The sequence below is a fragment of the Anoxybacillus sp. CHMUD genome, assembly GCF_013096965.1.
GTDB lineage: Bacteria > Bacillota > Bacilli > Bacillales > Anoxybacillaceae > Anoxybacillus > Anoxybacillus kestanbolensis_A.
The window spans coordinates 17,588-41,275 of the sequence record NZ_SDLG01000014.1 but is presented as its reverse complement, the minus strand read 5'-3'; the positions used below and the strand labels follow the sequence as shown (position 1 = coordinate 41,275).

27 protein-coding genes and 2 pseudogenes are annotated in these 23,688 nt (G+C 42.2%); 13 read left to right on the top strand and 16 right to left on the bottom strand.

Annotation, left to right across the window (positions count from 1 at the left end; genetic code table 11):
* Positions 1–152: 152 nt before the first annotated feature.
* The 7 genes and pseudogenes from ETB99_RS10220 to ETB99_RS10190 form a co-directional block, all read right to left on the bottom strand.
* Entirely contained in the window at positions 153–920 is a 768-nt protein-coding gene (locus tag ETB99_RS10220) for a transposase (RefSeq protein WP_171700535.1), read from the bottom strand.
* Between the two features lie 293 nt (positions 921–1,213).
* Positions 1,214–1,702 (bottom strand): hypothetical protein, encoded by a 489-nt coding sequence (locus ETB99_RS10215; RefSeq protein ID WP_163151121.1) that lies wholly within the window; start codon positions 1,700–1,702, stop codon positions 1,214–1,216.
* Positions 1,703–2,103: 401 nt separating this feature from the next.
* Positions 2,104–3,462: a 23S rRNA (uracil(1939)-C(5))-methyltransferase RlmD gene (gene rlmD, locus ETB99_RS10210; RefSeq protein WP_171700534.1), complete on the bottom strand. Its 1,359-nt coding sequence runs from the start codon at positions 3,460–3,462 to the stop codon at positions 2,104–2,106.
* A gap of 11 nt (positions 3,463–3,473) precedes the next feature.
* Positions 3,474–3,662, bottom strand: a pseudogene (locus ETB99_RS10205) (DNA-3-methyladenine glycosylase 2 family protein); the annotation flags it as partial.
* Between the two features lie 50 nt (positions 3,663–3,712).
* Complete coding sequence (gene pdaA, locus ETB99_RS10200) at positions 3,713–4,477, bottom strand: delta-lactam-biosynthetic de-N-acetylase (RefSeq protein WP_253263614.1); 765 nt, start codon at positions 4,475–4,477, stop codon at positions 3,713–3,715.
* A gap of 103 nt (positions 4,478–4,580) precedes the next feature.
* Positions 4,581–6,104 carry a fumarate hydratase gene (locus tag ETB99_RS10195; protein ID WP_171700533.1) on the bottom strand — a complete coding sequence of 508 codons (1,524 nt, stop codon included), beginning with the start codon at positions 6,102–6,104 and terminating at the stop codon, positions 4,581–4,583.
* A 91-nt stretch (positions 6,105–6,195) separates the two neighbouring features.
* On the bottom strand, positions 6,196–6,390 hold the full coding sequence (locus ETB99_RS10190; RefSeq protein WP_035020549.1) for an SE1561 family protein: 195 nt from the start codon (positions 6,388–6,390) through the stop codon (positions 6,196–6,198).
* A 112-nt stretch (positions 6,391–6,502) separates the two neighbouring features.
* On the opposite strand from ETB99_RS10190, the gene yfkAB reads away from it, so the two are divergent.
* Entirely contained in the window at positions 6,503–7,627 is a 1,125-nt protein-coding gene (yfkAB, locus tag ETB99_RS10185; protein WP_171700532.1) for a radical SAM/CxCxxxxC motif protein YfkAB, read from the top strand.
* Positions 7,628–7,661: 34 nt separating this feature from the next.
* On the opposite strand, the gene ETB99_RS10180 is transcribed toward yfkAB, so the two are convergent.
* Positions 7,662–8,414, bottom strand: a complete 753-nt coding sequence (locus ETB99_RS10180) for a YfkD famly protein (RefSeq protein WP_375153717.1) — start codon at positions 8,412–8,414, stop codon at positions 7,662–7,664.
* Positions 8,415–8,588: 174 nt separating this feature from the next.
* On the opposite strand from ETB99_RS10180, the gene ETB99_RS10175 reads away from it, so the two are divergent.
* Entirely contained in the window at positions 8,589–9,761 is a 1,173-nt protein-coding gene (locus ETB99_RS10175; protein ID WP_171700530.1) for an MFS transporter, read from the top strand.
* 65 nt (positions 9,762–9,826) lie between these two features.
* Positions 9,827–9,973, top strand: a complete 147-nt coding sequence (locus ETB99_RS10170; protein WP_003398616.1) for a BH0509 family protein — start codon at positions 9,827–9,829, stop codon at positions 9,971–9,973.
* A 206-nt stretch (positions 9,974–10,179) separates the two neighbouring features.
* On the opposite strand, the gene ETB99_RS10165 is transcribed toward ETB99_RS10170, so the two are convergent.
* The 3 genes from ETB99_RS10165 to ETB99_RS10155 are packed head-to-tail and all read right to left on the bottom strand — an operon-like array spanning position 10,180 to position 11,780.
* Positions 10,180–11,013: a YihY/virulence factor BrkB family protein gene (locus ETB99_RS10165; RefSeq protein ID WP_006322010.1), complete on the bottom strand. Its 834-nt coding sequence runs from the start codon at positions 11,011–11,013 to the stop codon at positions 10,180–10,182.
* A 19-nt stretch (positions 11,014–11,032) separates the two neighbouring features.
* A complete protein-coding gene (locus ETB99_RS10160; protein WP_077429720.1) occupies positions 11,033–11,296 on the bottom strand; it encodes a glycine/betaine ABC transporter substrate-binding protein in 264 nt (87 codons plus the stop codon).
* Positions 11,297–11,309: 13 nt separating this feature from the next.
* Positions 11,310–11,780, bottom strand: a complete 471-nt coding sequence (locus ETB99_RS10155; RefSeq protein ID WP_006322008.1) for a low molecular weight protein-tyrosine-phosphatase — start codon at positions 11,778–11,780, stop codon at positions 11,310–11,312.
* A gap of 75 nt (positions 11,781–11,855) precedes the next feature.
* Between ETB99_RS10155 and ETB99_RS10150 the strand changes: the two genes are divergently transcribed.
* On the top strand, positions 11,856–12,074 hold the full coding sequence (locus ETB99_RS10150; RefSeq protein ID WP_004888858.1) for a DUF1128 domain-containing protein: 219 nt from the start codon (positions 11,856–11,858) through the stop codon (positions 12,072–12,074).
* Here ETB99_RS10150 and ETB99_RS10145 read toward each other — a convergent pair.
* A complete protein-coding gene (locus ETB99_RS10145) occupies positions 12,069–13,046 on the bottom strand; it encodes an HD-GYP domain-containing protein (RefSeq protein WP_077429719.1) in 978 nt (325 codons plus the stop codon). The genes ETB99_RS10150 and ETB99_RS10145 overlap by 6 nt on opposite strands.
* Positions 13,047–13,227: 181 nt before the next feature.
* Between ETB99_RS10145 and ETB99_RS10140 the strand changes: the two genes are divergently transcribed.
* From ETB99_RS10140 to ETB99_RS10110, 7 genes are read left to right on the top strand one after another with little or no spacing between them, the layout of a single operon-like run.
* On the top strand, positions 13,228–13,935 hold the full coding sequence (locus ETB99_RS10140; RefSeq protein WP_006321999.1) for a phosphoadenylyl-sulfate reductase: 708 nt from the start codon (positions 13,228–13,230) through the stop codon (positions 13,933–13,935).
* Between the two features lie 13 nt (positions 13,936–13,948).
* The gene (locus tag ETB99_RS10135; protein ID WP_129000894.1) at positions 13,949–14,995 is read left to right on the top strand and encodes a sulfate permease; all 1,047 of its coding nucleotides are present in this window, start codon (positions 13,949–13,951) and stop codon (positions 14,993–14,995) included.
* Positions 14,996–15,039: 44 nt separating this feature from the next.
* Positions 15,040–16,116 (top strand): sulfate adenylyltransferase, encoded by a 1,077-nt coding sequence (sat, locus tag ETB99_RS10130; protein ID WP_171700529.1) that lies wholly within the window; start codon positions 15,040–15,042, stop codon positions 16,114–16,116.
* On the top strand, positions 16,116–16,703 hold the full coding sequence (gene cysC, locus ETB99_RS10125) for an adenylyl-sulfate kinase (protein WP_091702987.1): 588 nt from the start codon (positions 16,116–16,118) through the stop codon (positions 16,701–16,703). The genes sat and cysC overlap by 1 nt, the downstream gene beginning before the upstream one ends.
* 9 nt (positions 16,704–16,712) lie before the next feature.
* Positions 16,713–17,486, top strand: coding sequence for a uroporphyrinogen-III C-methyltransferase (gene cobA, locus ETB99_RS10120; RefSeq protein ID WP_171700528.1), 774 nt, complete (start codon positions 16,713–16,715; stop codon positions 17,484–17,486).
* Positions 17,487–17,489: 3 nt separating this feature from the next.
* Positions 17,490–18,197 (top strand): sirohydrochlorin chelatase, encoded by a 708-nt coding sequence (locus tag ETB99_RS10115; protein ID WP_077429714.1) that lies wholly within the window; start codon positions 17,490–17,492, stop codon positions 18,195–18,197.
* A 4-nt stretch (positions 18,198–18,201) separates the two neighbouring features.
* A complete protein-coding gene (locus ETB99_RS10110) occupies positions 18,202–18,699 on the top strand; it encodes an NAD(P)-dependent oxidoreductase (RefSeq protein ID WP_077429713.1) in 498 nt (165 codons plus the stop codon).
* 24 nt (positions 18,700–18,723) lie between these two features.
* Here the strand turns inward: ETB99_RS10110 and ETB99_RS10105 are convergent, their stop codons facing one another.
* Positions 18,724–19,455 (bottom strand): DUF4397 domain-containing protein, encoded by a 732-nt coding sequence (locus ETB99_RS10105; RefSeq protein WP_216366156.1) that lies wholly within the window; start codon positions 19,453–19,455, stop codon positions 18,724–18,726.
* 113 nt (positions 19,456–19,568) lie between these two features.
* Between ETB99_RS10105 and ETB99_RS10100 the strand changes: the two genes are divergently transcribed.
* Positions 19,569–19,847 (top strand): acylphosphatase, encoded by a 279-nt coding sequence (locus tag ETB99_RS10100; protein WP_128999410.1) that lies wholly within the window; start codon positions 19,569–19,571, stop codon positions 19,845–19,847.
* A 16-nt stretch (positions 19,848–19,863) separates the two neighbouring features.
* On the opposite strand, the gene ETB99_RS10095 is transcribed toward ETB99_RS10100, so the two are convergent.
* The 3 genes and pseudogenes from ETB99_RS10095 to ETB99_RS10085 all read right to left on the bottom strand — a co-directional run bounded on the left by ETB99_RS10095 (position 19,864) and on the right by ETB99_RS10085 (position 21,027).
* Positions 19,864–20,010: a FeoB-associated Cys-rich membrane protein gene (locus tag ETB99_RS10095; RefSeq protein WP_012574027.1), complete on the bottom strand. Its 147-nt coding sequence runs from the start codon at positions 20,008–20,010 to the stop codon at positions 19,864–19,866.
* 14 nt (positions 20,011–20,024) lie between these two features.
* A pseudogene (locus ETB99_RS10090) lies at positions 20,025–20,289 on the bottom strand (ferrous iron transport protein B); the annotation flags it as partial.
* Positions 20,290–20,310: 21 nt separating this feature from the next.
* Positions 20,311–21,027 carry an arginase family protein gene (locus tag ETB99_RS10085; RefSeq protein WP_128999411.1) on the bottom strand — a complete coding sequence of 239 codons (717 nt, stop codon included), beginning with the start codon at positions 21,025–21,027 and terminating at the stop codon, positions 20,311–20,313.
* 181 nt (positions 21,028–21,208) lie between these two features.
* Between ETB99_RS10085 and cdr the strand changes: the two genes are divergently transcribed.
* Positions 21,209–23,650, top strand: coding sequence for a CoA-disulfide reductase (cdr, locus tag ETB99_RS10080; protein ID WP_171700527.1), 2,442 nt, complete (start codon positions 21,209–21,211; stop codon positions 23,648–23,650).
* Positions 23,651–23,688: the final 38 nt, after the last annotated feature.

The following is a 23,688-nucleotide window of genomic DNA, read 5'->3' as shown; positions in this document are numbered from 1 at the left end:
GTCAAGAATTTTCTGTAATGTAAGATAGATAGGGCATCCCTGAAATGGATTTAGAATAGAGAGGGGCTGTTTCTTCCCCACAAGAGACTGAATATTCAGTCTCCTGTGGGGAAAGGGAGAATCCCCTTACCTCATTTATTTACATTATTTGGTTAATTGTAACGTTCTTCAAACATTCGTTGAAGGGCTTCATGTGCTTCGGCAAATCCTCGCAACTTTCGCCCTGCCCATTTCTCATTAAAATCTTGGATCGTCAAATACACGACTTTTTCAGCTGCTTCTAAACTACTCAAACTGTTCATCGGCTTGAGACGTTTCCGAATCTCCTTGATCGTTCGTTCAATGGCATTCGTCGTGTAAATCACACTTCGAATACTGCTTGGATCATCCATAAATGTAAGGAGGACATCCAACTCATTGGCCCAAGATTGAACTTCTCTCCGATACTTGCTGGACCATTTCGACTCAAACTGTTGAAACATCTGTAACGCCATCTCCTTATTCGGTGCACGATCAATCAGTTTGAGATCTTCTATCACTTCCAATTGATCTTTTTTCCGAACACGGCTGAGGGTGTTGGGGACTTTGTGCACGACATAGCGCTGCACATCGGCTTTCGGATAAACTGCCTTAAAGGCTTCCTCCAGCCAGCCGGTGTGGCGTTGATAAGGGGCAAACAACTGCGTTTGAAATTCTCCGTTTCGGTCTCTTGGCACCAAAAGCCCTTCAATCCGGCCATATTGTGTATCTAGATTTCGTTGATAGTAGCCGTTTCTCATATTGGATGTGTCTGCCTGTTCGATTTCGAGGAAATGTTTGATTTCTTCCCGCATAGTCAGCTCTAATTTTTCCTTCACAAACTGACGAACGACACTTTCCAGTTGATTTGCCCAGTCTACATTCGGTACACTTTTAGACATAGGTAGGGTTCTCCTTTCTCTAAGATTTTTGGTCCAATCAGAGAATACCCTACCTTTTTTCTTTTGTTCTAGCAAAATGCTTTACACAAAATTTTATACATCATCGAAATATTTGTACTCTATTTTACAAAAACATCAAAAAAGCCGTCCATCGTTTTCTACTGCAATACTAAGTTTTTTTGTACATAAGAAAATAGAGTTATATTAGCCCCCCTTCTGTTTTAAATGCGATAACAAGTTATAGCCCAGGAGAACAGTGACAGGCACTGTTTGCCAATAAAGCAAATTTTTCTTTATCTTAAATGCTCAAGAATTTGCAGCACCCTTAAAAATGGATTCCCTAAGTCATTTGTATTTTTCGCTGCGAATTTTCTCATTTCTTCAATACAGTGAGTATAATCTTTATTAATCACTAATTGAAGCGTCTCGATCTTTCCCAACTCTGTAGTGATATATCCCTCTGGCACATAAGGTGACCAAAACATGTAAATACGATTAGGAAAGTCTTTTAATAATAATTCGGCGTATTCTTTTTGCACTTCGTGTTTTTGCTTTATCTTTTCAACGGTCGTTTGATTATTGCCATAAAGCAACCCACGTATGTGTGTCGTCACTTCACATAAATACGCTGTTTTTGTTTTAAAATCTAATCCGACAACATCGAGTTCACTCAATCCTTTTAGCCCGCCGCCTGGCATACGAACGTTATAATCGACAAAGTCACATTGTTTGATGACTTTTAAATACCCACCTACTATGTATTCGCCTATGTCTGTTTTCATCGTCTTTGGCGAGGAGACCCCGACTTCTAAGCGAGAGCGAAAGTCAGGGAGGAATCGCCCTTCCTCCTTTCTTTTGTATATGATAGAATAAGAATGTGGAGAAAACCGTTGAATCAAGGCACTCCAATCCCCGTTACTCGATGTAGGGAGTTGGTTGCAGGAAACGTTGCAACCGTAAAACATCGAGCGTACATCCGTCTGTTGTGCGTGGAAGTCAAGTACTGCCTACAGACATGCCGAGCCACTCGGTAGCGATATAGGCATGACCTATGTCGTTGGGTAGTCGTCAACCTGCCCCTGATGTAACCCCAAGTCAAGGAAGGAGGACGAAGTCCGTTCGCACTTCTGGGGAGTTGCAAGCCCCCGCTTCAAGCGTTAGCTAAGTGGGGGTAGTTGACTCATTACTTCCTCACCAGCTTCGCGACACTCTCGACATGCGCCGTGTGTGGAAAAAGGTCGAACGGTTGAATGTATTCGATGTGATAGTGCTTTGCAAGGGTGTCGATGTCGCGTGCGAGGCTGGATGGGTTACAAGAAACGTACACGACTGTTTTCGGTTTCACTTGTAACATCGTTTTTAATAAAGCGTTGTCGCAGCCTGTTCGTGGAGGGTCGACAACGATGACGTCTGGCTTCCACCCTTCTTTCACCCATGTTGGCAACAATACTTCCGCTTTTCCAACCGCATAAGTGACGTTGGTGAAGCCGTGACGTTCGGCATTTTGGCGCGCATCGTCAATCGCTTCGGGGATCGTATCCATACCGCGCACTTCTTTTGCCTCGCGAGCGAGCCAAAGCCCGATTGTGCCGACGCCGCAATATGCGTCGACGACGCGTTCGTTTTTCGTTAGTGCTGCTGCTTTTTTTACTTCGTCGTATAGCTTGATCGTTTGAATCGGATTAAGCTGGAAAAAGGCGCGAGCTGATAGCTCAAAAGATAAGTCGCCGAGCACTTCTTGAATGTACGGTTCACCTGCGAGAACGATCGTTTCATCGCCAAAAATAAGCGACGTTTTTTGACCGTTCACGTTTTGGGCGATCGATTTTACTTCCGGCAGGCGACGTTTTACTTCCGCTACAAATAGCTGTTTGCGCGGCAGTTCTTTCGTCGCTGTCACGATGACAAGCTGTACATCGCCAGTGTAAAATCCGACTCGGACGACAATCGTGCGCACAACACCTGTTTTCTTTCGTTCGTGATAAACCGGAATGCGCAAATCTTGTAAAATCGCTTTCACGACCGTTGTGACGCGATTAGTCGCGTCATGTTGAATCAAGCAGCGGTCAATGTCAACGAGCTCGTGCGAGTTCATGCTGTAAAGTCCAGCGATGACACGCCCTTTTTTCACTCCGACTTGAAATTGGCTTTTATTGCGATAATGCCACGGGTCTTCCATTCCGATCGTCGGACGAATATGAAGTGCTTCTATATTTAATCGGCTATGGCGTTCCAATGCTTGAATGACGATATCGCGTTTTGCCTCTAATTGCGCGTGATAGTCAAGATGTTGCAGTTGACATCCACCGCACCGTTCATATACTGGACAAGGCGGCTTAACACGATGAGGGGAGCGTTTTCGTATGCGCACCATTTTTCCTTCTGTATATGTTGGGTACACATTCGTCGCTTGAACGACGACTTCTTCTCCTGGAAGCGCTCCTGGAACGAACACCACTTGTTTTTTAAAATAGCCGACCCCTTCTCCGTTAATGCCTAATCGTTTAATCGTTAATGGAAATTGCTGTCCTTGTTGTAACATCGTTCTCTCCCCTATTCTATACTTCTCCACAAATACAAAGCGGCATAGCTTGCATATGGTTCCCACATTCGTTGAAATGCGTCCATTTCTTTCATCGTCGGGCGATGATCGAGCTGAAATGTTCGTTCAATCGCCCGTTGCAAACCGACGTCTCCTTTCGGGAATACATTTGGACGCCCCAGACCAAACAATGAATCATTACCATCTCTCCCCTTTCCCATTGTATCAAAACAAATCCCTTTGCACATCGTCAAAGGGAAAAAAGCCAAGTAGGGACGTTTATTTTTTGCAAGATCAAATCATCTAAGCTTTTAAAAACATATCCTTCTTTTCGTAAATCGTCAATAATTTTCGCAAGCGCATCGGCATTGTCTTTGGATACTGTATGCAGCAATATAATCGCACCAGGATGAATTTGTTTCACGACGTTATTGTAGGCATACAACCAACCTTTTTGATCGTGAACGTGCCAATCGACGAACGCTAACGACCAAAAGACATGATAATAGCCAAGTTCGCGCGCAATACGCATCGTGCGCTCATCAAAAATGCCGCGTGGAGGACGCATGTAGCGCATATGCTTCTGACCCGTCAACAGTTCTGTTTTCTTTCTGACCATCTCTAGCTCCTCACGTAACTTCTCATCGCTGACTGTCGTTAAATCCGGATGATGCCATGAATGGTTACCGACAATATGTCCTTCATTCACCATTCGTTGTACTAAGTCGGGGGCCGATTGTAAATAATGACCAGTTACAAAAAACGTCGCAGGAACGTTTTTTTCTTTAAGCACGTCTAAAATTTGCGCGGTATAGCCATTTTCATATCCATTATCAAACGTTAAGTAAATATGTTTTTTCGTCGGATCGCCTAAATAAAAAGCATCGTATTTGGCGAGTAGTTCGTCTAACTGTTTCCCAGCAGAAGGAGGAAGATGATTTTCACTTCGCTTAAACCCCCATGACATCGCATCAACTTGACTAAGCGGAAAACATAAAAAGAAAAAAAGCAACATGATCGTTTTTTTCACTGCTTGCACCTCCGTATTCATTTCAATAATAGGTTGTGCAAAAAGAGATATAAAAAATCCGCCTAGCCCATCACTAGACGGATTTCCATTAAAATACACGTTCTTTAAACTGGGCTAATTTTTCAAGGGATGATTTTTCAACATCTTCGTGCAAGCTGTTTCCGTGCGAATCCATCGTGACGACGGCGGTAAAGTCTTTTACACGCAAATGCCACATCGCTTCTGGGATACCAAATTCTAAAAAGTCGACGCCTTCAACGGATTGGATACAGTCCGCATAATATTGCGCTGCACCACCAATAGCATTTAAGTACACGCCCCCATGTTCTTTTAACGCCGCCAACGTTTTCGCCCCCATGCCACCTTTTCCGATGACAGCACGAATGCCGAATTTTTTCATAATTTCCCCTTGATAAGGCTCTTCGCGAATGCTCGTCGTTGGACCAGCTGCTTTCACGTGCCATTTTCCATTTTCATCTTTTAACATCACCGGCCCACAGTGATAAATGATTTGACCGTTTAAATCAACAGGGGCATCATGATCCATTAAATGTTTATGAATCGCATCTCGTCCTGTGTAAATCATGCCGTTAATGCGAACGACATCGCCGACTTTTAATGAGCGAATTTGTTCTTCTGTAATTGGCGCTTCAAGCACCACTTCACGCGCTTCGCCTACAACTTCCGTTTCTTCTTGTTGGAAGTCAACATCGTCTCCCTCTTGATAAAGCCATTCTTGAATATCGCCCGTATGCGGATCAATGATGACGCCTAAGCGACGAAACGCCCAACAGTTATACGCAACGGAAACGAAAAAGCTTGCAGGGATGCGATGCATCACGCCGATTTTACAGCCGAGCAACGTCGTTTCCCCACCAAATCCCATCGTACCGATGCCGAGTTTATTGGCTGCTTCCATAATATATTCTTCTAATTTGCGCAAGTCTTCGTTCGGGTTCACATCGTCAACAGAACGGAATAACTGTTCCTTTGCTAAGTCGTATCCAGAGGAACGATCACCGCCAATGCCAACGCCAATGAATCCTGCGCTACAGCCTTGTCCTTGTGCTTGATATACCGCATGTAAAATACATTTACGAATGCCATCTAAGTCACGACCGGCACGACCGAGCCCTTCTAACTCACACGGTAAGCTATATTGAATGTTTTTATTTTCACAGCCGCCACCTTTTAAAATTAAGCGAACATCAATGTAATCTTTTTCCCATTGCTCGAATTTGATGACAGGTAGCCCGATCCCTAAATTATCACCGCTATTTTCGCCTGTTAGCGAATCAACGGAGTTTGGACGCAATTTTCCGTCTTTCGTTGCTTGAGCGATCGCTCGACGAATCGCCTCTTTCATCTCAATTTGGTTAACTCCTACAGGCACTTTAATTTTAAATGTCGGCAATCCGGTATCTTGACAAATCGGCGATACATTTTCATCTGCCATTTGAATGTTTTGCACGATCGTCGCAAGTGACATCGCAGCTCTCGTTCCTGCGTTTTCGCGTAGCTTTGCTTTTAAAATGGCACGTCGTACATCTTTCGGCAATTTCGTTGACGTTTCAACGATTAGCTTGTACATACTCTCTTGAAACTTTTCCATCACGATTCCCTCCCCCTTTGTTCAATATGTAACAATTTTTCGAATTCTCCACTTGTATTATACATCTTTTTTAAACGCAAAAAAAAGCCGCTTAGCGACTTTTTTCCCAATCTTTTTTAAACCGCTCGTATTTCATTTCTAAATCATCAATCATTTGAATAAGACGGTCAATATCTTCTAATTCGGCCGTTTCTGGATCGAGCGCTTCGAGCACTTCAAGAAACATATTTAAGCGCGTTTTTAAATAGGATAGTTGTAGATTTTGATCTGATACTGCGTTGCCCAACATCGTCACCTCGCTTTTTCTTTATCGTACACGATCGCAACATCGTTGACAATCGTTCCATTTCATTTGCATAATTATCGTTAGGTCTATTTTAATTAAAAGGAGCTTGATTATGGGAACATTATTGCGTCAAGCAATTACTCCTACGTTTGATCCGTGGGAAGCATATATGGACGTTGAACAGTACGGCAGCATGCAGTTGACAAATATCGAGTTTACAACAACGACGCTCTGTAATATGCGTTGTGAGCATTGTGCAGTCGGTTACACATTGCGTACGAAAGATCCTGAGGCGTTGCCGCTTGATCTTCTTCTTCGCCGTCTCGATGAAATTCCGCACTTGCGCTCGTTAAGCATTACAGGCGGTGAACCAATGCTTTCGCTCAAGTCTGTCGAGCAATACGTCGTGCCGCTGTTAAAATACGCACATGAGCGGGGAGTGCGCACACAAATCAACTCGAACTTAACGCTCGATTTAGAACGTTACGAAAAAATTATCCCTTACTTAGATGTTTTGCATATTTCGCATAACTGGGGCACGATCGATGATTTTGTCGAAGGCGGTTTTGCGATGATGGAGAAAAAGCCAACCGTCGCACAGCGTGAACGTTATTTTATACGCATGATCGAAAATGCACGTGCCATTTCAAAAACGGGCGTCATCGTATCCGCGGAAACGATGTTAAATAAACGGACGCGCCCACACTTAGCAACGATCCATCGCCAAATTGTAAACGACATGGGCTGTAAACGACATGAAGTGCATCCGATGTATCCGAGTGACTTTGCTAGTAGCCTAGAAACATTAACATTAGATGAACTGCGTGAAACGATCCATCATTTGCTTGATATACGAGATGAAAATGTTTGGATGTTATTCGGTACGTTACCATTTTATCCATGTAGTCACAACGAAGAAGATTTAGCTCTCTTAAAACGTTTATATGCAAGTAAAAATGTTACAGTACGAAACGATCCAGATGGACGTTCACGGTTAAACGTCAACATCTTTACAGGTGACATCATTGTGACTGATTTCGGTGATGAACCGACGCTCGGAAACATTCAAACCGACTCGCTTCTTTCTGCTTATAATAAATGGATGACATCACATTTAGCTAAATCGTTGAACTGCCACTGCCCTGCGGTGAAATGTTTAGGACCGAACGTGCTCGTGAAAAACCGTTATTACCCAGACGTTGATTTTACGACGCGAAAAGCAAAAATTGAACGATAAAAAGCTTGTCGAACGCTCGACAAGCTTTTTCTTGTCATCGTGGTACGTCGCTAGCAACAAATGCGAATGATAGACGGTCTTGCACAGGAATCCAAGCACCGATACCTTGCGATGTTACGTTTTTCACGACAATGCTCTTTTTCTTCCCTTTTAAAACAATATACACTTCTCCATATGTGACTTTTCCCTTTTCGTTTACCGCAGGAGCATAGGCATATAAATAGCCTAACTTTTTCGGCGGAACGTTATACGCTTGTTCCTTTTTCGTCCCAATGCCGATCCATGTGCTGAAAGAAAGTGGTAAATTTGTTTTTTTCATCGCTGTTAAAAGCATCATTTTTTTCACATCTTCTTCGTTCGGTATGCTTGCCGTTAGGCCTCCGCGCACTTGTTTTTGTATTTCTTGTCTATACGTTAATCGCACCGCTGTTTTTCCGCCACGATTGTCAATAAAGTTTGTATTCACTTTTTGATACTCCCAGTTCGTTGATGTTTCTATCGATTCGTAATTCAACGGCCATTGCCCTAAATAAATCGTCGCTTCGTAACCGATCGCAAATGGCGTGCTTGAAATCGACGATTCGTTTAAGAGACGAATTAATTCCGGATTTTCAATTTTTACATTCGCCGACTGAAGCAGTTGTTTCGCTAGTTCGCTCGGTTGTAAATACGGCAAATTTTGTGTCGGATTCGGATACGTATTTTCTTTTGAAATGTCAATGACCGATGAAGGAAGTTTGAAAGTTGCTTCACTAATCGTTGGCATACATGCGAAAATGAGTATCATGCTTAAAGCAAACCATCTTTTCATGGTGTAAACTCCTTTCTTTTTCCGTCGTTCATCGTTATTTTTTTCAAAAGTGAGCAATTTATCCTTTCCATAAAAAAAATCCACCATTGTTGCTTCTTTTCATGAAACGTTTTAACATCGAACATAGTGAACGTATTACAGGAGGTCATTATGCAACAACGTCATTTTTTCATCTTAGTTAGCATCGTCATGATTTCAGGGCTTTCCCAAGGACTGTTGTTACCGCTCATTTCTGTCATCTTTGAACAGAGCGGCATTCGTTCTTCGTTGAGCGGCATACATGCGACAGCGATGTATATCGGCGTCCTAATCGTCTCTCCGTTTTTAGAACGCCCACTTCGCCGCTACGGCTTTAAACGTCTTATTATGCTCGGTGGAGCGATCGTTATTGCTTCTTTAGCGATGTTTCCGATTTCATCATCACTATCGTTTTGGTTTGTGCTTCGTTTGTTAATCGGAATTGGCGACCATATTCTTCATTTCGGTTCTCAAACATGGATTACGTCTGCTTCGCCCGCTCACCGACGAGGTCGCAACATTTCGTTATACGGTTTGTCGTTTGGGGTCGGCTTTATGATCGGGCCGCTTCTCGTTCCGCTTGTTCACATACATGAGTCGTTGCCGTTCATTGTTTCATCATTGCTTAGCTTATGTGGATGGATGTTATTATTTTTCCTACCACATACGTATCCACAAGCGACGGAAGCCGAGAAAATCGGGGTCATGCGCTTTTTTCGTGCGTGGAAACAAGCATGGCCAGCTTTGTTGTTGCCATTTGGTTACGGCTTTTTAGAAGCATCACTCCATAGCATGTTTCCCGTGTATGCGTTACGAAACGGCTTACACGTGGAGACGGTTGCGATGATGCTTCCCGCGTTTGCGCTTGGCGGAATCGCTTTTCAACTTCCGCTTGGAACGTTAAGTGATCGCTTTTCACGCAAAATGATCATTGTTGTTTCGTTAACCATCGGCGCCATTTGTTTTATGATTGCGCAATCGTTCTCTTCTCCTATACTACTAACGATGTGCTTTTTTATTGCTGGTATGTTTGTCGGTTCACTTTTTTCGCTCGGCATGGCGTATATGACCGATTTGTTGCCAAAATCACTTCTTCCTGTCGGCAACATTTTATGCGGGATGTTATATAGCATCGGTAGCATATGTGGACCTACGATTGGGGGCATTGTATTACAACAGCAAGAAAGGCTATTTTTCTTTAGCGTAAGTTCGCTACTGTTTCTTTTATTACTTGCCCAACGCCCGTTCACGAAATTTTCAAAATATTTTTTGAAAAAACAAGAAAAAAACATTGACGCTTTTTAAGTCTCTGTTATATAATACAATTAAGCAAAATAAACTGTTTTAAAACAGAAGGGAGAGCGATCATAATGAGCAGAGAAGAAAGAAAAAATATGATTGAGTTTATTACAAAATTACGGGGCTTTAATCAAGAACAACTCGTTTATATGACTGATGCAGAAATTGAGCATATTTACAACCAAACATACTATCATTACGAAGAAATCGCAGAATAAAGAGGGATGCGTGCCGCATCCCTCTTCTTTTTAGTGATATCCGTTTTGTCCATTCGCACTGCTACTTGTTTTATGTTTCGGGCGGTTTTTTCCTTTTTGCTTTGTTCCGCCGTCTTTTTTCGTTTTTTTCGTCACGTATAGTCCCCCTTCATATCCACGTTCACTTTTAATATGGTTTAACCGCGTTTTTTTATAAGAGGGAATAACTACCGTATGCGCATATTTCCTTCTCGTTTACAACAAAAAATAGCGTTTAGCTCCCCACCTAATACAATCATCATGCCAGATAAATAAAACCAAACCATTAACGCAATAATTCCGCCTAAGCTGCCATACATCGCAGAATAGTTACCGAATTGGTTTACATAGGTAGAAAAAGCAAGTGAGACGCCCATCCAACCTACAGTCGCAAATAACGCTCCTATCCATACGTCGCGAAACCGGACATATTTGCTTGGGGCAAAAACGTATAACACAGAAAAAACAAAAAATAAAATGACAAAGCTAACAAACCAACGAATCGTTTCCCATACGTGTAAAAACACATCGGAAAGACCAAACGCTGAAAAAAGAAATGTACCGATCATTTTTCCGAATACAGGAAAAACGAGTGCCACAATAATGACGAAAATCATCGCAAATGTAAGCAAAATTGAAACGCCACGTGCGACGAAAAAGGAACGCGTTTCTTTCACATCATACGCACGATTTAAAGCGCGAATAATGGCTGACATGCCGTTTGATGCCGCCCATACGGTCGCAAGGACGCTAAAGGATAGCCATTTTCCGCTTTGTGATTCCATAAGCTGTTTTACGTTTGTTTCGATTAAATGTGCCGTTTCGCTCGGAGCATATTGACTGAAAAAGGCAATGACATCTTCATGCGGAATCGGCAAATACGACAAAAACGTCAACAAAAACAGTAAAAACGGAAATAAGGAAAGCAAAAAGAAATATGCTAATTCTGCAGATAGATCAAAAATTTCATCTTCATTAAACCGCTTGATTAGCTCACGAACAACAGAAAAGCTAATAATCATTTCCTCACCACCTCGCTCCTTATGTGGAGCGTTTGCGAATTAACTCTCCGATCCACTCCATCACTTGCGGTGTTGTTTCTTTCACTTCACTTAGTTTATTCATAATAAACTGCAAATCATTCATCATCTCGTCTACATGTTGTCTCGTTTGATGAACAGTCTCCTTTACTTGTTCTACGCTATCCATCCACTCACGACACGTTTCTTTAATGACTTGTCTTGTTTTGTTATTCGCTAGCAACAAAGCTATCCCTGCTAATGCAATCCATTTCCCCTTTCCCATCGTCTTCTCCCCCTTACAACGAATGATCTCGTTTTATTCGCTCTAATATATGTTTACATCCTTCTTCGACTAATTCGTACACTTCTTCAAAATTTCCTGTAAAGTACGGATCAGGGACATCGTCTACGCGACGGTTTGGCACAAAATCCATAAAACGAGCAATCACAGCGTGCGACGAATCGCCAACAAGGCGACGAAGATGAGCGATATTATCGCTATCCATTCCGATAATATAATCGAATGTATGAAAATCTTCTTTTGAAATTTGACGCGCTTTTAACCCTGTAAAGTCAATTTGTTTTTCCGTTAAAATACGCTGAGTCCCGTGATGTGGTGGTTTCCCCACATGCCAATTGCCCGTTCCTGCCGAATCAACAGAAATGACATGATCGAGCCCTTCTTGTTTTACAAGGTGACGAAATACAGCTTCTGCCATCGGCGAACGACAAATATTCCCTAAACAAACGAATAATACATGAATCATTTCCTCTCACTCCTTAAAACAAAGTAGAATGAACCTTTAAACAATGATACAATAGACGCAAGCATACAGGAAAGGATGACGACGATGCATTTATCCGTTGAACAAATGATCGAACAAATAAAAGAAAAGTTAAAAGTATTAAATTTTGATGCCATTAAACCGGACCATTTCGATGAACAGCTATACGATGAATTAAAAGATATATACGATATGGTGATGAAAAAGCAAACATTTAGTCCAAGCGAAATGCAGGCAATCGCTGAAGAGCTTGGAAACTTGCGAAAAAAACTATAAAATTGCCTGTCCGACAATGAGGAGCGACGGATGATCAACAAGCGAAACTTCCTCATGTGTATCCATATATCGGACATATGGACGTTGCATATGCTCAACAATTTTTGTCACGATTGCGTTTCTTCCGTCGCTCATTTTCACTGTCGTTCCCGGCAAATAAGCAGGAATCGTATCAACGAACAACCGTACGAGCTGCTGGCTATATCGAATACTACTTCGCGCCATAATAATTTCAAGCGCTTCGTGCGGCGGTACAAATTCCGTTGAAATTAAGTTTTCATATTCATTCGCAATCGCACATATTTGAGCGTACAAATGAATGTTCGTTTCTTTTAATCCGCGCGGTGCACCAGAACCATCTGCATGCTCATGATGTTGATACGCCATATGTGCGCATAATAAACTCACTTCCCGCTCTTTTCGTAAATATTCAAATCCTTTCACTGTATGATGTTCTTCTCCTTCTATTTCTTTTCCAATGTCGTGAAGTAATGCTCCTATCACTACGTCACGTAACTGTAAATCGTTCAAATGTAACTTCTTCCCTAGTTGCAATGACAATAATGCAACGTTGACGGCATGAGCGTATGGTTGCGCTTCCATCGCAAGCGATGTCGCTGGAATGACCGCTAACACCTTTCTTTTTTTCACTTCATCAACGAGCTTGACCGCTAGTTTAAACAACGAATGGATCGGTAATTCTTCTCGCTTTCGTACAGCGTCAAACGTTTGCTGAACAACTTCAATCGCATCCATCCACGATGGCATATCGAGCAACTCTTCCAACGTGATGCCTTCCGATACCGTATCTTCTACAAATACATAACGAATATCCATTTGTTTTAACCGTTCGACATATTTTGGATGAATTTTTCTCCCAGCTGCTAATAATACGCGACGATGACGGTCATAAATGGGCCGTGCCAATTCCATCGTTCGCTCATCATATTCTTCCAATAAAATGAGTCGCAAACATCTCCACTCCCTTCAACATCTCCCATACAAACAGTATAATCGTGTTTTTTTTCATTTGCCATGACGTTTTAAAAAAATAAATTCCGATAGAAAAACTATGATTGACATTCGAGTGAATTGTGTTAAAATTTAAAACAATCAAACATAAGGGCGAGAAAGTACGAAAGGAAGATGCGATATGATCACGTATGAAACGTGGGATATTGAACAAAAACCGACTTTTCCAATCGATAATAATGAAAAAGGGGCACTACATGTGCTGTCATGGGCGTACGATCATTATGGTGATGATCTTTTGTATGCTTGCAGTTTCGGTATTGAAGGGATTGTGCTCATTGACCTTATTTCGCAAGTACGTGACGATGCGGAAATTGTTTTTCTCGATACGCATTTACATTTTTCTGAAACGTATGAAACGATTGAACGCGTTAAGCAAGCGTATCCTCGCCTGCGTATTCATTTACAAACACCGTCTTTATCACTTGCAGAACAAGAGAAACAATTCGGGGCAGAACTTTGGAAAAGAGATCCAAACAAATGCTGTGAACTAAGAAAAATTATTCCCCTTCGGCAAGCGATGACAGGAAAAAAAGCATGGATTTCCGGACTGCGCCGCGAGCAATCACCAACACGGCAACATGTCGAATTTATCAATCTCGATAAAAAGTTTCAAAACATTAAAGTTTGCCCGCTTATTCATTGGACGTGGAAAGACGTATGGCGCTACGTGCATCGCCACAATCTTTCCTATAACCCGCTTCATGATCGTGGATATCCGAGCATCGGTTGTGCACCATGTACAGCCCCTGCTTATACGGAAGAAGATTTGCGTTCTGGACGGTGGGCTGGGCTAGGAAAAACAGAATGCGGCTTGCACGAGTCGTAAAGGGGGAAACGCGTTGGTTACAGTTGCTTTTATTATCGCTTTTTTCTTTGCGATGAACATCGGGGGAAGCGGTGCTGCCGCAACGATGGGTGCTGCTTATGGGTCAGGCACATTGTCAAATAAGCGCATCGCTTTATTCATATGCGCTGTTGCTATTTTTCTCGGCAGCTTAAGCGGAGGAGAAGTCGTCAAAACGATCGGTTCTGGCATCGTTCCGACATCCATTTTAAAAACAGACGTTGTCGTCATCGTTTTAGCAGCGGCAACGATTTCGCTATTTGCCGCCAACGTGCTCGGCATTCCGTTATCCACAAGCGAAATTACAGTTGGGGCGGTCGTTGGCGCAGGTATTGCGTACCAAAGTTTGTACGTCGGCAAACTTCTATGGATCGTATCATTTTGGCTTATTACACCTCTTGCTGCGTTTTCTTTAGCTTTTTTTATTAGTAAATGGCTAAAAGGAAAAACATTGAAACAAAACAAATGGATCGGCTTTTTGCTTATTATTGCGGGATTTTTCGAAGCGTTTTCAGCAGGAATGAACAACGTTGCCAACGCTGTCGGTCCTCTCGTGGGAGCTGGTTTATTATCTGTCAAATATGGCATTATTTTTGGCGGATTGTTCGTTGCACTCGGAGCGCTTTTGCTTGGCAGCCGCGTGTTAGAAACGAATGGAAAAAAAATTACGACGTTCTCTCAACTAGAAGGGTGCATTATTTCAGGCATCGGGGCAACGCTCGTTATCGTTTCATCTCTTTTTGGTCTCCCCGTTCCACTAACACAAATTACGACATCAGCCATTATTGGCATCGGTACAACAAAAAATGGTTTTTCGATTTGGCAAAAGCAAATTGTTATTCAAGTGCTGAAAGTATGGGTAGTCTCCCCTATTTTCGCCTTAGCTGTTTCATATAGTTTAATTAAATTATTACTTCATAGCGATATTTATACAGCAATCGCCATTGTTAGCGTTTGTTTTGCTACACTCGGAACAATTAGCTTAAAAAAGACGATCACAGAGGAACGTCGTTCGTTTCACGAGCACGGTGGCGGTATTTAATCCTAGTTATTTTATAAGAATAATAAGTTTAGGAGGCATAAAAGATGAAACAAATTGTATTAAGTAAGGCAGAATTAAGTGACCTTGAATTGCTTGCGATTGGCGGCTATGAACCTCTCACCGGTTTTTTAGGAAAAGACGACTATGATTCGGTCGTCGAAACGATGCGACTAACGAATGGAGCAGTATGGAGCATCCCCATCACACTTGCGGTAACCGAACAACAAGCAAAACAGCTATCGCTCGGGGATGAAGTCGAGCTCGTTTACGAACAGACGGTATACGGCACAATGGAAGTGCAACATATATATCGACCAGATAAACGAAAAGAAGCGCTTTTTGTATACCAAACAGAAGACTTAGCACACCCTGGCGTTAAAAAATTATTTGAAAAACCAGATGTATATATTGGAGGCCCTGTCCAACTTGTACGCCAAACAGACAAAGGAATTTTTACACCGTTCTTTTTTACACCAAAAGAAACAAAACAACGATTTGCGGAACTTGGTTGGAAAACGGTCGTCGGGTTTCAAACGCGCAATCCGGTTCACCGTGCTCATGAATATATTCAAAAATGTGCACTTGAAATTGTCGACGGTCTTTATTTAAATCCGCTCGTTGGCGAAACGAAAGAAGATGACATCCCAGCAGACATTCGCTTAAAAAGCTATCAAGTATTGCTTGAGCATTATTATCCAAAAGATCGTGTTTTCCTTGGCGTATTTACGGCCGCGATGCGCTATGCAGGTCCACGTGAAGCCATTTTCCACGCGCTCGTACGTAAAAATTTTGGTTGCACACACTTCATTGTCGGACGCGACCATGCGGGAGTTGGCAACTATTACGGCACGTATGATGCCCAAAAAATTTTCTTGCAGTTTACAAACGAAGAACTTGGCATTACTCCTCTCTTTTTCGAGCATAGCTTTTACTGCACAAAATGCGAAGCGATGGCGTCAACGAAAACGTGCCCTCATGACGCGACGGCTCACGTCGTTCTTTCCGGCACAAAAGTAAGGGAAATGTTACGTGCTGGTGAGATGCCACCGAGTACATTCAGCCGTCCCGAAGTGGTTCGCGTGCTCATGGATGGTCTACAAACAGTCGGAGGTGGGCGATGATGAATATTATTTGGCATAAAGAAAGTGTGACAAAAGAAGATCGCCGAAAAAAAAATAACCATCATAGTTTTGTCCTTTGGTTTACTGGATTATCGGGATCAGGGAAATCCACGTTAGCGAACGCTGTCGCGAAAACGTTGTTTGAACAAAACGTTCAATGTTACGTGCTTGATGGTGATAACGTGCGTCACGGTTTAAATAGCGACTTAGGTTTTTCCGCTGAAGATCGCACCGAAAATATTCGTCGCATTGGTGAAGTCGCAAAGTTGTTTGTAGACAGCGGCCAAATCGTGCTCACGGCCTTTATTTCTCCTTTCCGCCAAGATCGCCAACTTGTTCGCAATAAACTAGAACAAGATGAGTTTGTAGAAGTTTACGTCCGCTGTCCACTTGAAACGTGCGAACAACGTGATCCAAAAGGGTTGTACAAAAAGGCGCGTAGTGGCGAAATTCGCGATTTCACCGGCATTGATTCGCCATATGAACCACCGCTTTCACCAGAACTTGTTGTCGATACAGAACAATATTCGATTGAACAATGCGTGCAACAAATTGTTTCTTACTTAAAAAATAAACAATGGATTTAGGTGGAGACAATGGGAAAAGTATATTTAGTCGGCGCTGGCCCTGGGGATCCTGAACTGATTACAGTAAAAGGATTAAAATGTATCCAACAAGCAGATGTCATTTTATATGACCGCCTTATTAACGAACAGCTACTATCATATGCCAAAAGCGATGCTGATTTGATTTATTGCGGAAAATTGCCGAATTACCATACAATGAAACAAGAAACGATTAATTACCTTTTAGTCAAGCATGCGAAAAAAGGGAAAACGGTCACGAGATTAAAAGGTGGCGATCCATTTATGTTTGGACGCGGTGGCGAGGAAGCGCAAGCACTTATGAAACACCGCATTCCTTTTGAAATCGTTCCAGGCATTACATCCGGCATCGCTGTTCCAGCATATGCGGGTATCCCTGTAACTCATCGCGACTTTAGCACAAGTGTTGCGTTCGTTACAGGCCATCGCCGATGTGATGCCACAGACGCCATACAATGGGAACATTTAGCAAAAGGCGTAGATACACTCGTCATTTATATGGGCGTAAAACAACTCCCTTTCATTTGTAAACAGTTACAATTATATGGAAGAAAACCTCAAACTCCCGTTGCAATCATTCAGTGGGGAACGCTCCCTCAACAAAAAACAGTTGTGGCAACATTAGGAACGATTGTGGACGTTGCAAAAAAACAAGAGATTGCTAACCCGAGTATCATTATTGTCGGAGAAGTTGTTCAGCTGCATGAACAACTGCAATGGTTTGAAACGATGTTAGAAGAAAAAATGGCTCATGGAATGAGGTAACATATGAAAGCTGTATTGTATATTTGTCACGGGAGCCGATCGAAAGAAGGACAAAAAGAGGCGATCGCTTTTGTTGAACGCCTCTCTTCTTCGGTCTTCATCCCTATTCAACATATATGTTTTTTAGAATTATGCGAACCGGATATTGTCACAGGAGTAGAACGTTGTGTTCGTGACGGAGCAACAACGATTTTAGCCATTCCGCTTTTACTATTGGCAGCGAATCACGCCAAACACGACATCCCGTATGAATTAGAAAAAGCAAAAAAAATGTTTCCTTCTGTGACGATCACATACGGAAAACCATTCGGTGTACAACATGACATTATTTCTGCTCTCTCTGCGATGATCCAACACGCCGATGCTATTATGCTCGTCGGTCGCGGAAGTAGCGATACGGAAGCACAAGCGGATTTTCAGCAGATCGCTTATTTATTGCAAAACGAAACAAACATACCCGTATATCCATGTTATTTAGCAGCTGCTTCGCCTTCTTTTTCTGACGTTGTCACTTCGCTTTCCAAAACAGCAAATCATAAACGAGTGGCCGTTGTTCCATACATCTTATTTTTCGGTCAGCTGCTTGACTATATTCATAAGACGCTGCAAGCACAACAAGCGAGCGATGTATCGTTTACATTATATCCTCCTGTGCGAACGTATGACGTATTAGACCATCTCGTTGAACAACAAGTGAAGGAATGGGGATGAACATATGTTTCCTCTTTTCATACGAATGACAGGAAAAAAAGTTGTCATTGCTGGTGGGGGACGGATTGCATATCGCCGCCTCCTCCCACTTCTTGATGAAGGAGCGTATATTACCGTCATTAGCCCACAAGCGATCGATGCCATCGTTCATTTAGCTGAGCAGAAACAAATTACGTGGCACGCGCGCCCCATTGAACCAGCCGATTATATCGATGCTTTTTTGATTATCGCGGCAACGAACGATTCAAGCGTCAATGAACAAATTGCTGCACATGCGTCACCTAATCAACTTGTTAACGTCGTAAGCAACCATCTGCTTGGGAATGTTCATGTTCCCGCTTTCTTTTCACGTGGAAAATTACAAATTGCCGTTACAACAGGTGGGGCAAGCCCTACGTTAGCAAAACAAATTAAAAAACAACTGGAGCAACAATTTGATGAATCATTTGCTAAGTATGTAGATGAACAATATGAAAAGCGGCAACAACGAAAAGAGCCTTGATCCTTTCGATCAAAGCTCTTTTTTTTACGACTCTAATACTAACACTTCTAATGAAGGAGTGCGGGATACGTAACCGACGGCAACGACCGTATAAGACTTATTTGGTTGGAAGCGTACATTGGGAATGGATAAAACAACTTGATTTGTCCCTGCCACACGCACATCGACATGTAATTTTTCATTGACTGGCGCTTCAATATAATCCGTCACCTTTCCAAATGAAGCATTGCGAAATAGCACATCACCATTGCGCAACGCAATATCGACGGCTGGTGCGTCTGGTGAAAAGTGAGCAAAGCGCACTTTCGCTTTCCCGTACGGTGCATACGGATGGTCAAGAATAGGAAGAAGTTGCAAGCGATGCACATCACCGATCACCGCAAGCGTATACGTCATTTTCGGCAGTATTTGAATGGTTTGACTAAGAACCGGAGACGTCGTGTGTCCTGCTGGATACACATCGATACGATGTTCTCCTTTTGGCACTTTCATATACTGACTTAGCTGTTTATATTTCATATGGCGTAATATTTTTTGACCATTGATATATACGTCAACTGCAGGAGCATTTGGCGATGCATGGAATAAACGAACACGTCCAGCATCATCATCTCGCCCTTCTTCGCGTGACTTCACTATTTTTTCTACATACTCTATATGTTTTCGCATATACTTTTCATACTGTTCCCAATCTTTATATTGATAATAACGCGCCAACAAATCATACATAACCGCTTTTTGAATGTAGCGATCCATTTCGTTCACAACTGTTCCTCCCCTGTAAATCTTTTTACGTATTCAACGTATGCATGACAAGGTAGGCTGTTGTATGATTTTTATAGAAAATTTTTAGCAAAGGAGATAAGCGAATGATCGTTCGTTATGCCATCGTTGCGCACGGTCGTGTACAAGGTGTAGGATTTCGTTACTTTGCTCAATACGAAGCAAGAAGACGAGGATTGACTGGCTGGGTAAAAAATTGTGATGCCGATCATATGATTGAAATGGAAGTTCAAGGGGACGTGGAAAAGGTTGAGGCGTTTGTTGATGAAATAAAAAAAGGGCCGCCGTTTGCCCGTGTAGAACGCATCGAGCAATACTCTATTCCGACGATCTCTCACGAAAAGACTTTTCGCATCATCTATTGAAAAAGGCTGACTGATGTCAGCTTTTTTCATGACAACTTGTGCCGCACGATCCTTTGACAGAGCAAGCCGCACATGTTCCACGCTTGCTTTTTTGAATGAAACGAAAAATCGTCCATGCTGCGTATCCAAAAATGACTGATCCGATAACAATATTCGCAACCATATATATCCCTTCCTTTAGAAGCCAAGCAAGCTTCCGCCTTGGTAAATCACAAATGAAACAATATACGCCAGTACGAGCGCATATCCAATGGAAAACATCGTCCATTCCCGCGAACGAGTTTCTTTATAAATGGTCGCCACAGTTGCTAAACATGGAACATATAATAAAACGATTGCCATAAAGCTAAATGCTGACAGCGGGGGTAAAGTGTGATGCCATCAATCCTTGAAGTGACTCTACATCCGGCACGTGATAAATGATGTTCATCGTCGACACAACTTTTATCATGTTCACAAAATGTTAAGACGCCGATGATATCGAGATATGTTTGAAACATGCACGTATAATCGCTTCATTTGCTTTTTCGTTTTTAGCACAAAATGAAACGTCTTCACCACATATATCAACACCGAGCACATGCTTATATCGGAAAAGATAATCAACGTAAGTGGTAAGTGTGCGTAACGACATCATTCCTTGATCCCAATTTGTTTGGGCATCTTGTGGGCGAAGCACATCTTTGTCAATGCTAATGTATATATGTTTTGTCGGAATCGCGCGCATAATCGTCATTGGTGCATACATGAAATCGCTTTTTGGAAAGATCGTGACCTGTGAAGATGTGTGTGAAATTGCAGAACCGATGATGACAACATGTTTTAATGTCGGAACGTGTTTTTGAGCATACGATACCCATGAGCCACACGAGAGAAGTGGAAACAACGTTTGCTCATTCATATCTGTATGATGGTCAAACAATACGAGCGTAAACGGCTCATGAAGCTGCTTAAGTAATGCATATGAAACGTAATGATAGTTGCCGCTTCCGATAAACGTTATCCCTCTTGTATGGCGGCATGCAAGTCGCTTCTCAATTTCTTGCATCGCATCATCATCGCAATATAAATTCGTTCCTTTTATGTCATACATATCGATCCATTCATGAGGAAAACGAAGAAGGTTCCGTTGCCACGTATACGTATGATCGAAGTTTAAAAACGTTACACTTGGATGCATACTTCTCCCCACCCTTGTGCAAGTTTTTTCTTCAATCAAATTATACAAACATCTTAACCATACGTACAACGTCATTTTTTTTCGTGAAAACATTCACAAATTCGACACATTCTAATACCAATACCCCTTTATCTATATATGATCTTGTGATACAATTCACAATACAAGGAGGTTGATCACTATGAGCAAAAAAATTGTCATTGTCGGTGGCGTAGCTGGTGGTGCAACGACAGCTGCTCGCTTACGTCGTTTAGATGAACAAGCAGAAATCGTCATGTTTGAACGTGGAGAATATATTTCATTTGCAAACTGTGGTCTTCCATATTACATTGGTGGAGCAATTAAAGAACGCGACGCATTGCTCGTCCAAACCGTTGAAGGAATGTCGGAAAAATTTAACCTCGACATTCGCATTCAAAGCGAAGTGATCGCGATTAACCGTGAACAGAAAACGGTAACTGTAAAACATTTACCAACTGGAGAAACGTACGAAGAAAGCTACGACTATCTTGTTTTATCACCGGGGGCAAGCCCAATCAAGCCAAATATTCCGGGCATTGAAGAAGCAAGCAACGTATTTACATTGCGCAACATTCCAGATACCGACCGAATTAAAGCACATGTCGATGAAAAGAAACCGAAAAAAGCTGTTGTCATCGGCGGTGGCTTTATCGGGGTGGAAATGGTTGAAAACTTATGGGAGCGCGGCATAGACGTGACGCTTGTTGAAATGGCGAAGCAAATTATGGCACCTGTCGACTACGAAATGGCAGCCATTCTTCATCAACATATAAAAGATAAAGGGGTACGCCTCATTTTAGAAGATGGGGTGGCAGCATTTGAACAACAAGGAAAAATCGTTCGCCTACAGAGCGGAACAACACTTGAAGCGGATATGGTCGTCTTAGCTATCGGTGTAAAACCAGAAAATGAATTAGCTAAACAAGCTGGATTAGCGATTGGGGAACGTGGTGGCATTCAAGTCAATGAATATTTACAAACATCCGATCCTTCAATTTATGCGATTGGCGATGCAATCGAAGTGATCGACTACATTAACGGCAAACCGACTCACATTCCGCTCGCGTGGCCAGCAAATCGGCAAGGACGCATCGTTGCCGACCATATTAACGGCCGAAACGTACACTACAAAGGAACGCTTGGCACAGCGATCGCCAAAGTATTTGATATGACGGTGGCAGCAACAGGAAACAACGAAAAAACGTTGCAACGTCTCGGCATACAATATGAAGTCATACACATTCATCCAAATTCACATGCAAGCTATTATCCAGGTGCATTTCCGATTGCTCTAAAACTATTGTTCGATCGAAAAACAGGGCGCATTTTCGGTGCCCAAGCTGTCGGTTACGACGGTGTCGATAAACGTATCGACGTCCTTGCAACAGCCATTAAAGGCGGGATGACTGTATTTGACTTACCAGATTTAGAATTAGCGTACGCACCGCCATATTCATCTGCTAAAGATCCTGTTAATATGGCTGGCTATGTCGCAACAAACATCATTGAAGATATGGTTGAAACCATTCAATGGCATGAAGTAAATGAGTTAGTAAAAAATGAAGCGTGTCTCGTTGACGTGCGTGAAGAAATAGAGCGCGATATGGGCTTTATTCCTGGATCTATCAACATTCCGCTTGGACAATTACGCCAGCGACTTCATGAACTGCCTAAAGATGAAACGATCTACGTATATTGCCAAGTCGGATTGCGCGGCTATTTAGCGGCTCGTATATTAACCCAACATGGCTTCCGTGTAAAAAACTTAGATGGCGGATATAAAACATATGTTGCTGTTTATAGCGAACAACAAGAACAACGAAAAGAGGAACAAACAGAAAAACAAGTGGAGCGTGTAGACGTCATGAACGTTCAAGCGACAACAACATTAGATGCATGTGGGCTCCAATGCCCTGGACCAATTATGAAAGTATATCAAACGATGGAACAGTTAAAAGACGGAGATGTGCTAGAAGTAAAAGCAACGGACCCAGGGTTTGCACGCGACATTCAATCATGGTGCAAAAAAACAGGCAATACGTTGTTAAAAACAACGTTTGAAAATAAAACGTTCACCGCATACATTCAAAAAGGAACAAAAACAACTGCTTTCCCTGAAAAAGAAACGAAAAAAGACGGCGCAACGCTTGTTGTGTTTAGCGGCGATTTAGATAAAGCGATCGCATCATTTATTATCGCATCTGGGGCTGCTGCAATGGGTAAAAAAGTAACGATGTTCTTTACATTCTGGGGTCTCAACATTTTACGAAAAAAAGATGCGCCACCTGTACAAAAAGATATGCTTGAAAAAATGTTCGGCATGATGATGACAAAAGGTGTTCACGATCTTCCGCTATCAAAAATGAACATGGCAGGCATGGGACCAAAAATGATTCAATACGTGATGGAAAAGAAACACGTAGACGATATTGAAACGTTAATGAAAAATGCGATGGCTGCAGGTGTTAAACTCGTCGCTTGTTCAATGTCAATGGACATTATGGGCATTAAAAAAGAAGAACTAATTGACGGAATCGAAATTGGCGGTGTCGCCACATATTTAGGCGATGCAGAAGAAGCAGGATTAAATTTATTTATTTAAAAAAAAATCGGGCTATCTCGTTACGGAGATAGCCCTTT

Coding starts and splice junctions, on each gene's coding strand:
- sat (WP_171700529.1), top strand. CDS start 15,040: ATGAAACAAATTGTATTAAGTAAGGCAGAATTAAGTGACCTTGAATTG.
- rlmD (WP_171700534.1), bottom strand. CDS start 3,462: ATGTTACAACAAGGACAGCAATTTCCATTAACGATTAAACGATTAGGC.
- cysC (WP_091702987.1), top strand. CDS start 16,116: ATGAATATTATTTGGCATAAAGAAAGTGTGACAAAAGAAGATCGCCGA.
- ETB99_RS10195 (WP_171700533.1), bottom strand. CDS start 6,104: ATGGAAAAGTTTCAAGAGAGTATGTACAAGCTAATCGTTGAAACGTCA.
- ETB99_RS10115 (WP_077429714.1), top strand. CDS start 17,490: ATGAAAGCTGTATTGTATATTTGTCACGGGAGCCGATCGAAAGAAGGA.
- ETB99_RS10105 (WP_216366156.1), bottom strand. CDS start 19,455: ATGGATCGCTACATTCAAAAAGCGGTTATGTATGATTTGTTGGCGCGT.
- cobA (WP_171700528.1), top strand. CDS start 16,713: ATGGGAAAAGTATATTTAGTCGGCGCTGGCCCTGGGGATCCTGAACTG.
- ETB99_RS10110 (WP_077429713.1), top strand. CDS start 18,202: ATGTTTCCTCTTTTCATACGAATGACAGGAAAAAAAGTTGTCATTGCT.
- ETB99_RS10215 (WP_163151121.1), bottom strand. CDS start 1,702: ATGAAAACAGACATAGGCGAATACATAGTAGGTGGGTATTTAAAAGTC.
- pdaA (WP_253263614.1), bottom strand. CDS start 4,477: ATGTTGCTTTTTTTCTTTTTATGTTTTCCGCTTAGTCAAGTTGATGCG.
- ETB99_RS10140 (WP_006321999.1), top strand. CDS start 13,228: ATGATCACGTATGAAACGTGGGATATTGAACAAAAACCGACTTTTCCA.
- ETB99_RS10160 (WP_077429720.1), bottom strand. CDS start 11,296: ATGGGAAAGGGGAAATGGATTGCATTAGCAGGGATAGCTTTGTTGCTA.
- ETB99_RS10150 (WP_004888858.1), top strand. CDS start 11,856: ATGACGACGATGCATTTATCCGTTGAACAAATGATCGAACAAATAAAA.
- ETB99_RS10095 (WP_012574027.1), bottom strand. CDS start 20,010: ATGGTTGCGAATATTGTTATCGGATCAGTCATTTTTGGATACGCAGCA.
- ETB99_RS10100 (WP_128999410.1), top strand. CDS start 19,569: ATGATCGTTCGTTATGCCATCGTTGCGCACGGTCGTGTACAAGGTGTA.
- ETB99_RS10220 (WP_171700535.1), bottom strand. CDS start 920: ATGTCTAAAAGTGTACCGAATGTAGACTGGGCAAATCAACTGGAAAGT.
- ETB99_RS10180 (WP_375153717.1), bottom strand. CDS start 8,414: ATGATACTCATTTTCGCATGTATGCCAACGATTAGTGAAGCAACTTTC.
- ETB99_RS10155 (WP_006322008.1), bottom strand. CDS start 11,780: ATGATTCATGTATTATTCGTTTGTTTAGGGAATATTTGTCGTTCGCCG.
- ETB99_RS10165 (WP_006322010.1), bottom strand. CDS start 11,013: ATGATTATTAGCTTTTCTGTTGTTCGTGAGCTAATCAAGCGGTTTAAT.
- ETB99_RS10170 (WP_003398616.1), top strand. CDS start 9,827: ATGAGCAGAGAAGAAAGAAAAAATATGATTGAGTTTATTACAAAATTA.
- ETB99_RS10175 (WP_171700530.1), top strand. CDS start 8,589: ATGCAACAACGTCATTTTTTCATCTTAGTTAGCATCGTCATGATTTCA.
- cdr (WP_171700527.1), top strand. CDS start 21,209: ATGAGCAAAAAAATTGTCATTGTCGGTGGCGTAGCTGGTGGTGCAACG.
- yfkAB (WP_171700532.1), top strand. CDS start 6,503: ATGGGAACATTATTGCGTCAAGCAATTACTCCTACGTTTGATCCGTGG.
- ETB99_RS10085 (WP_128999411.1), bottom strand. CDS start 21,027: ATGCATCCAAGTGTAACGTTTTTAAACTTCGATCATACGTATACGTGG.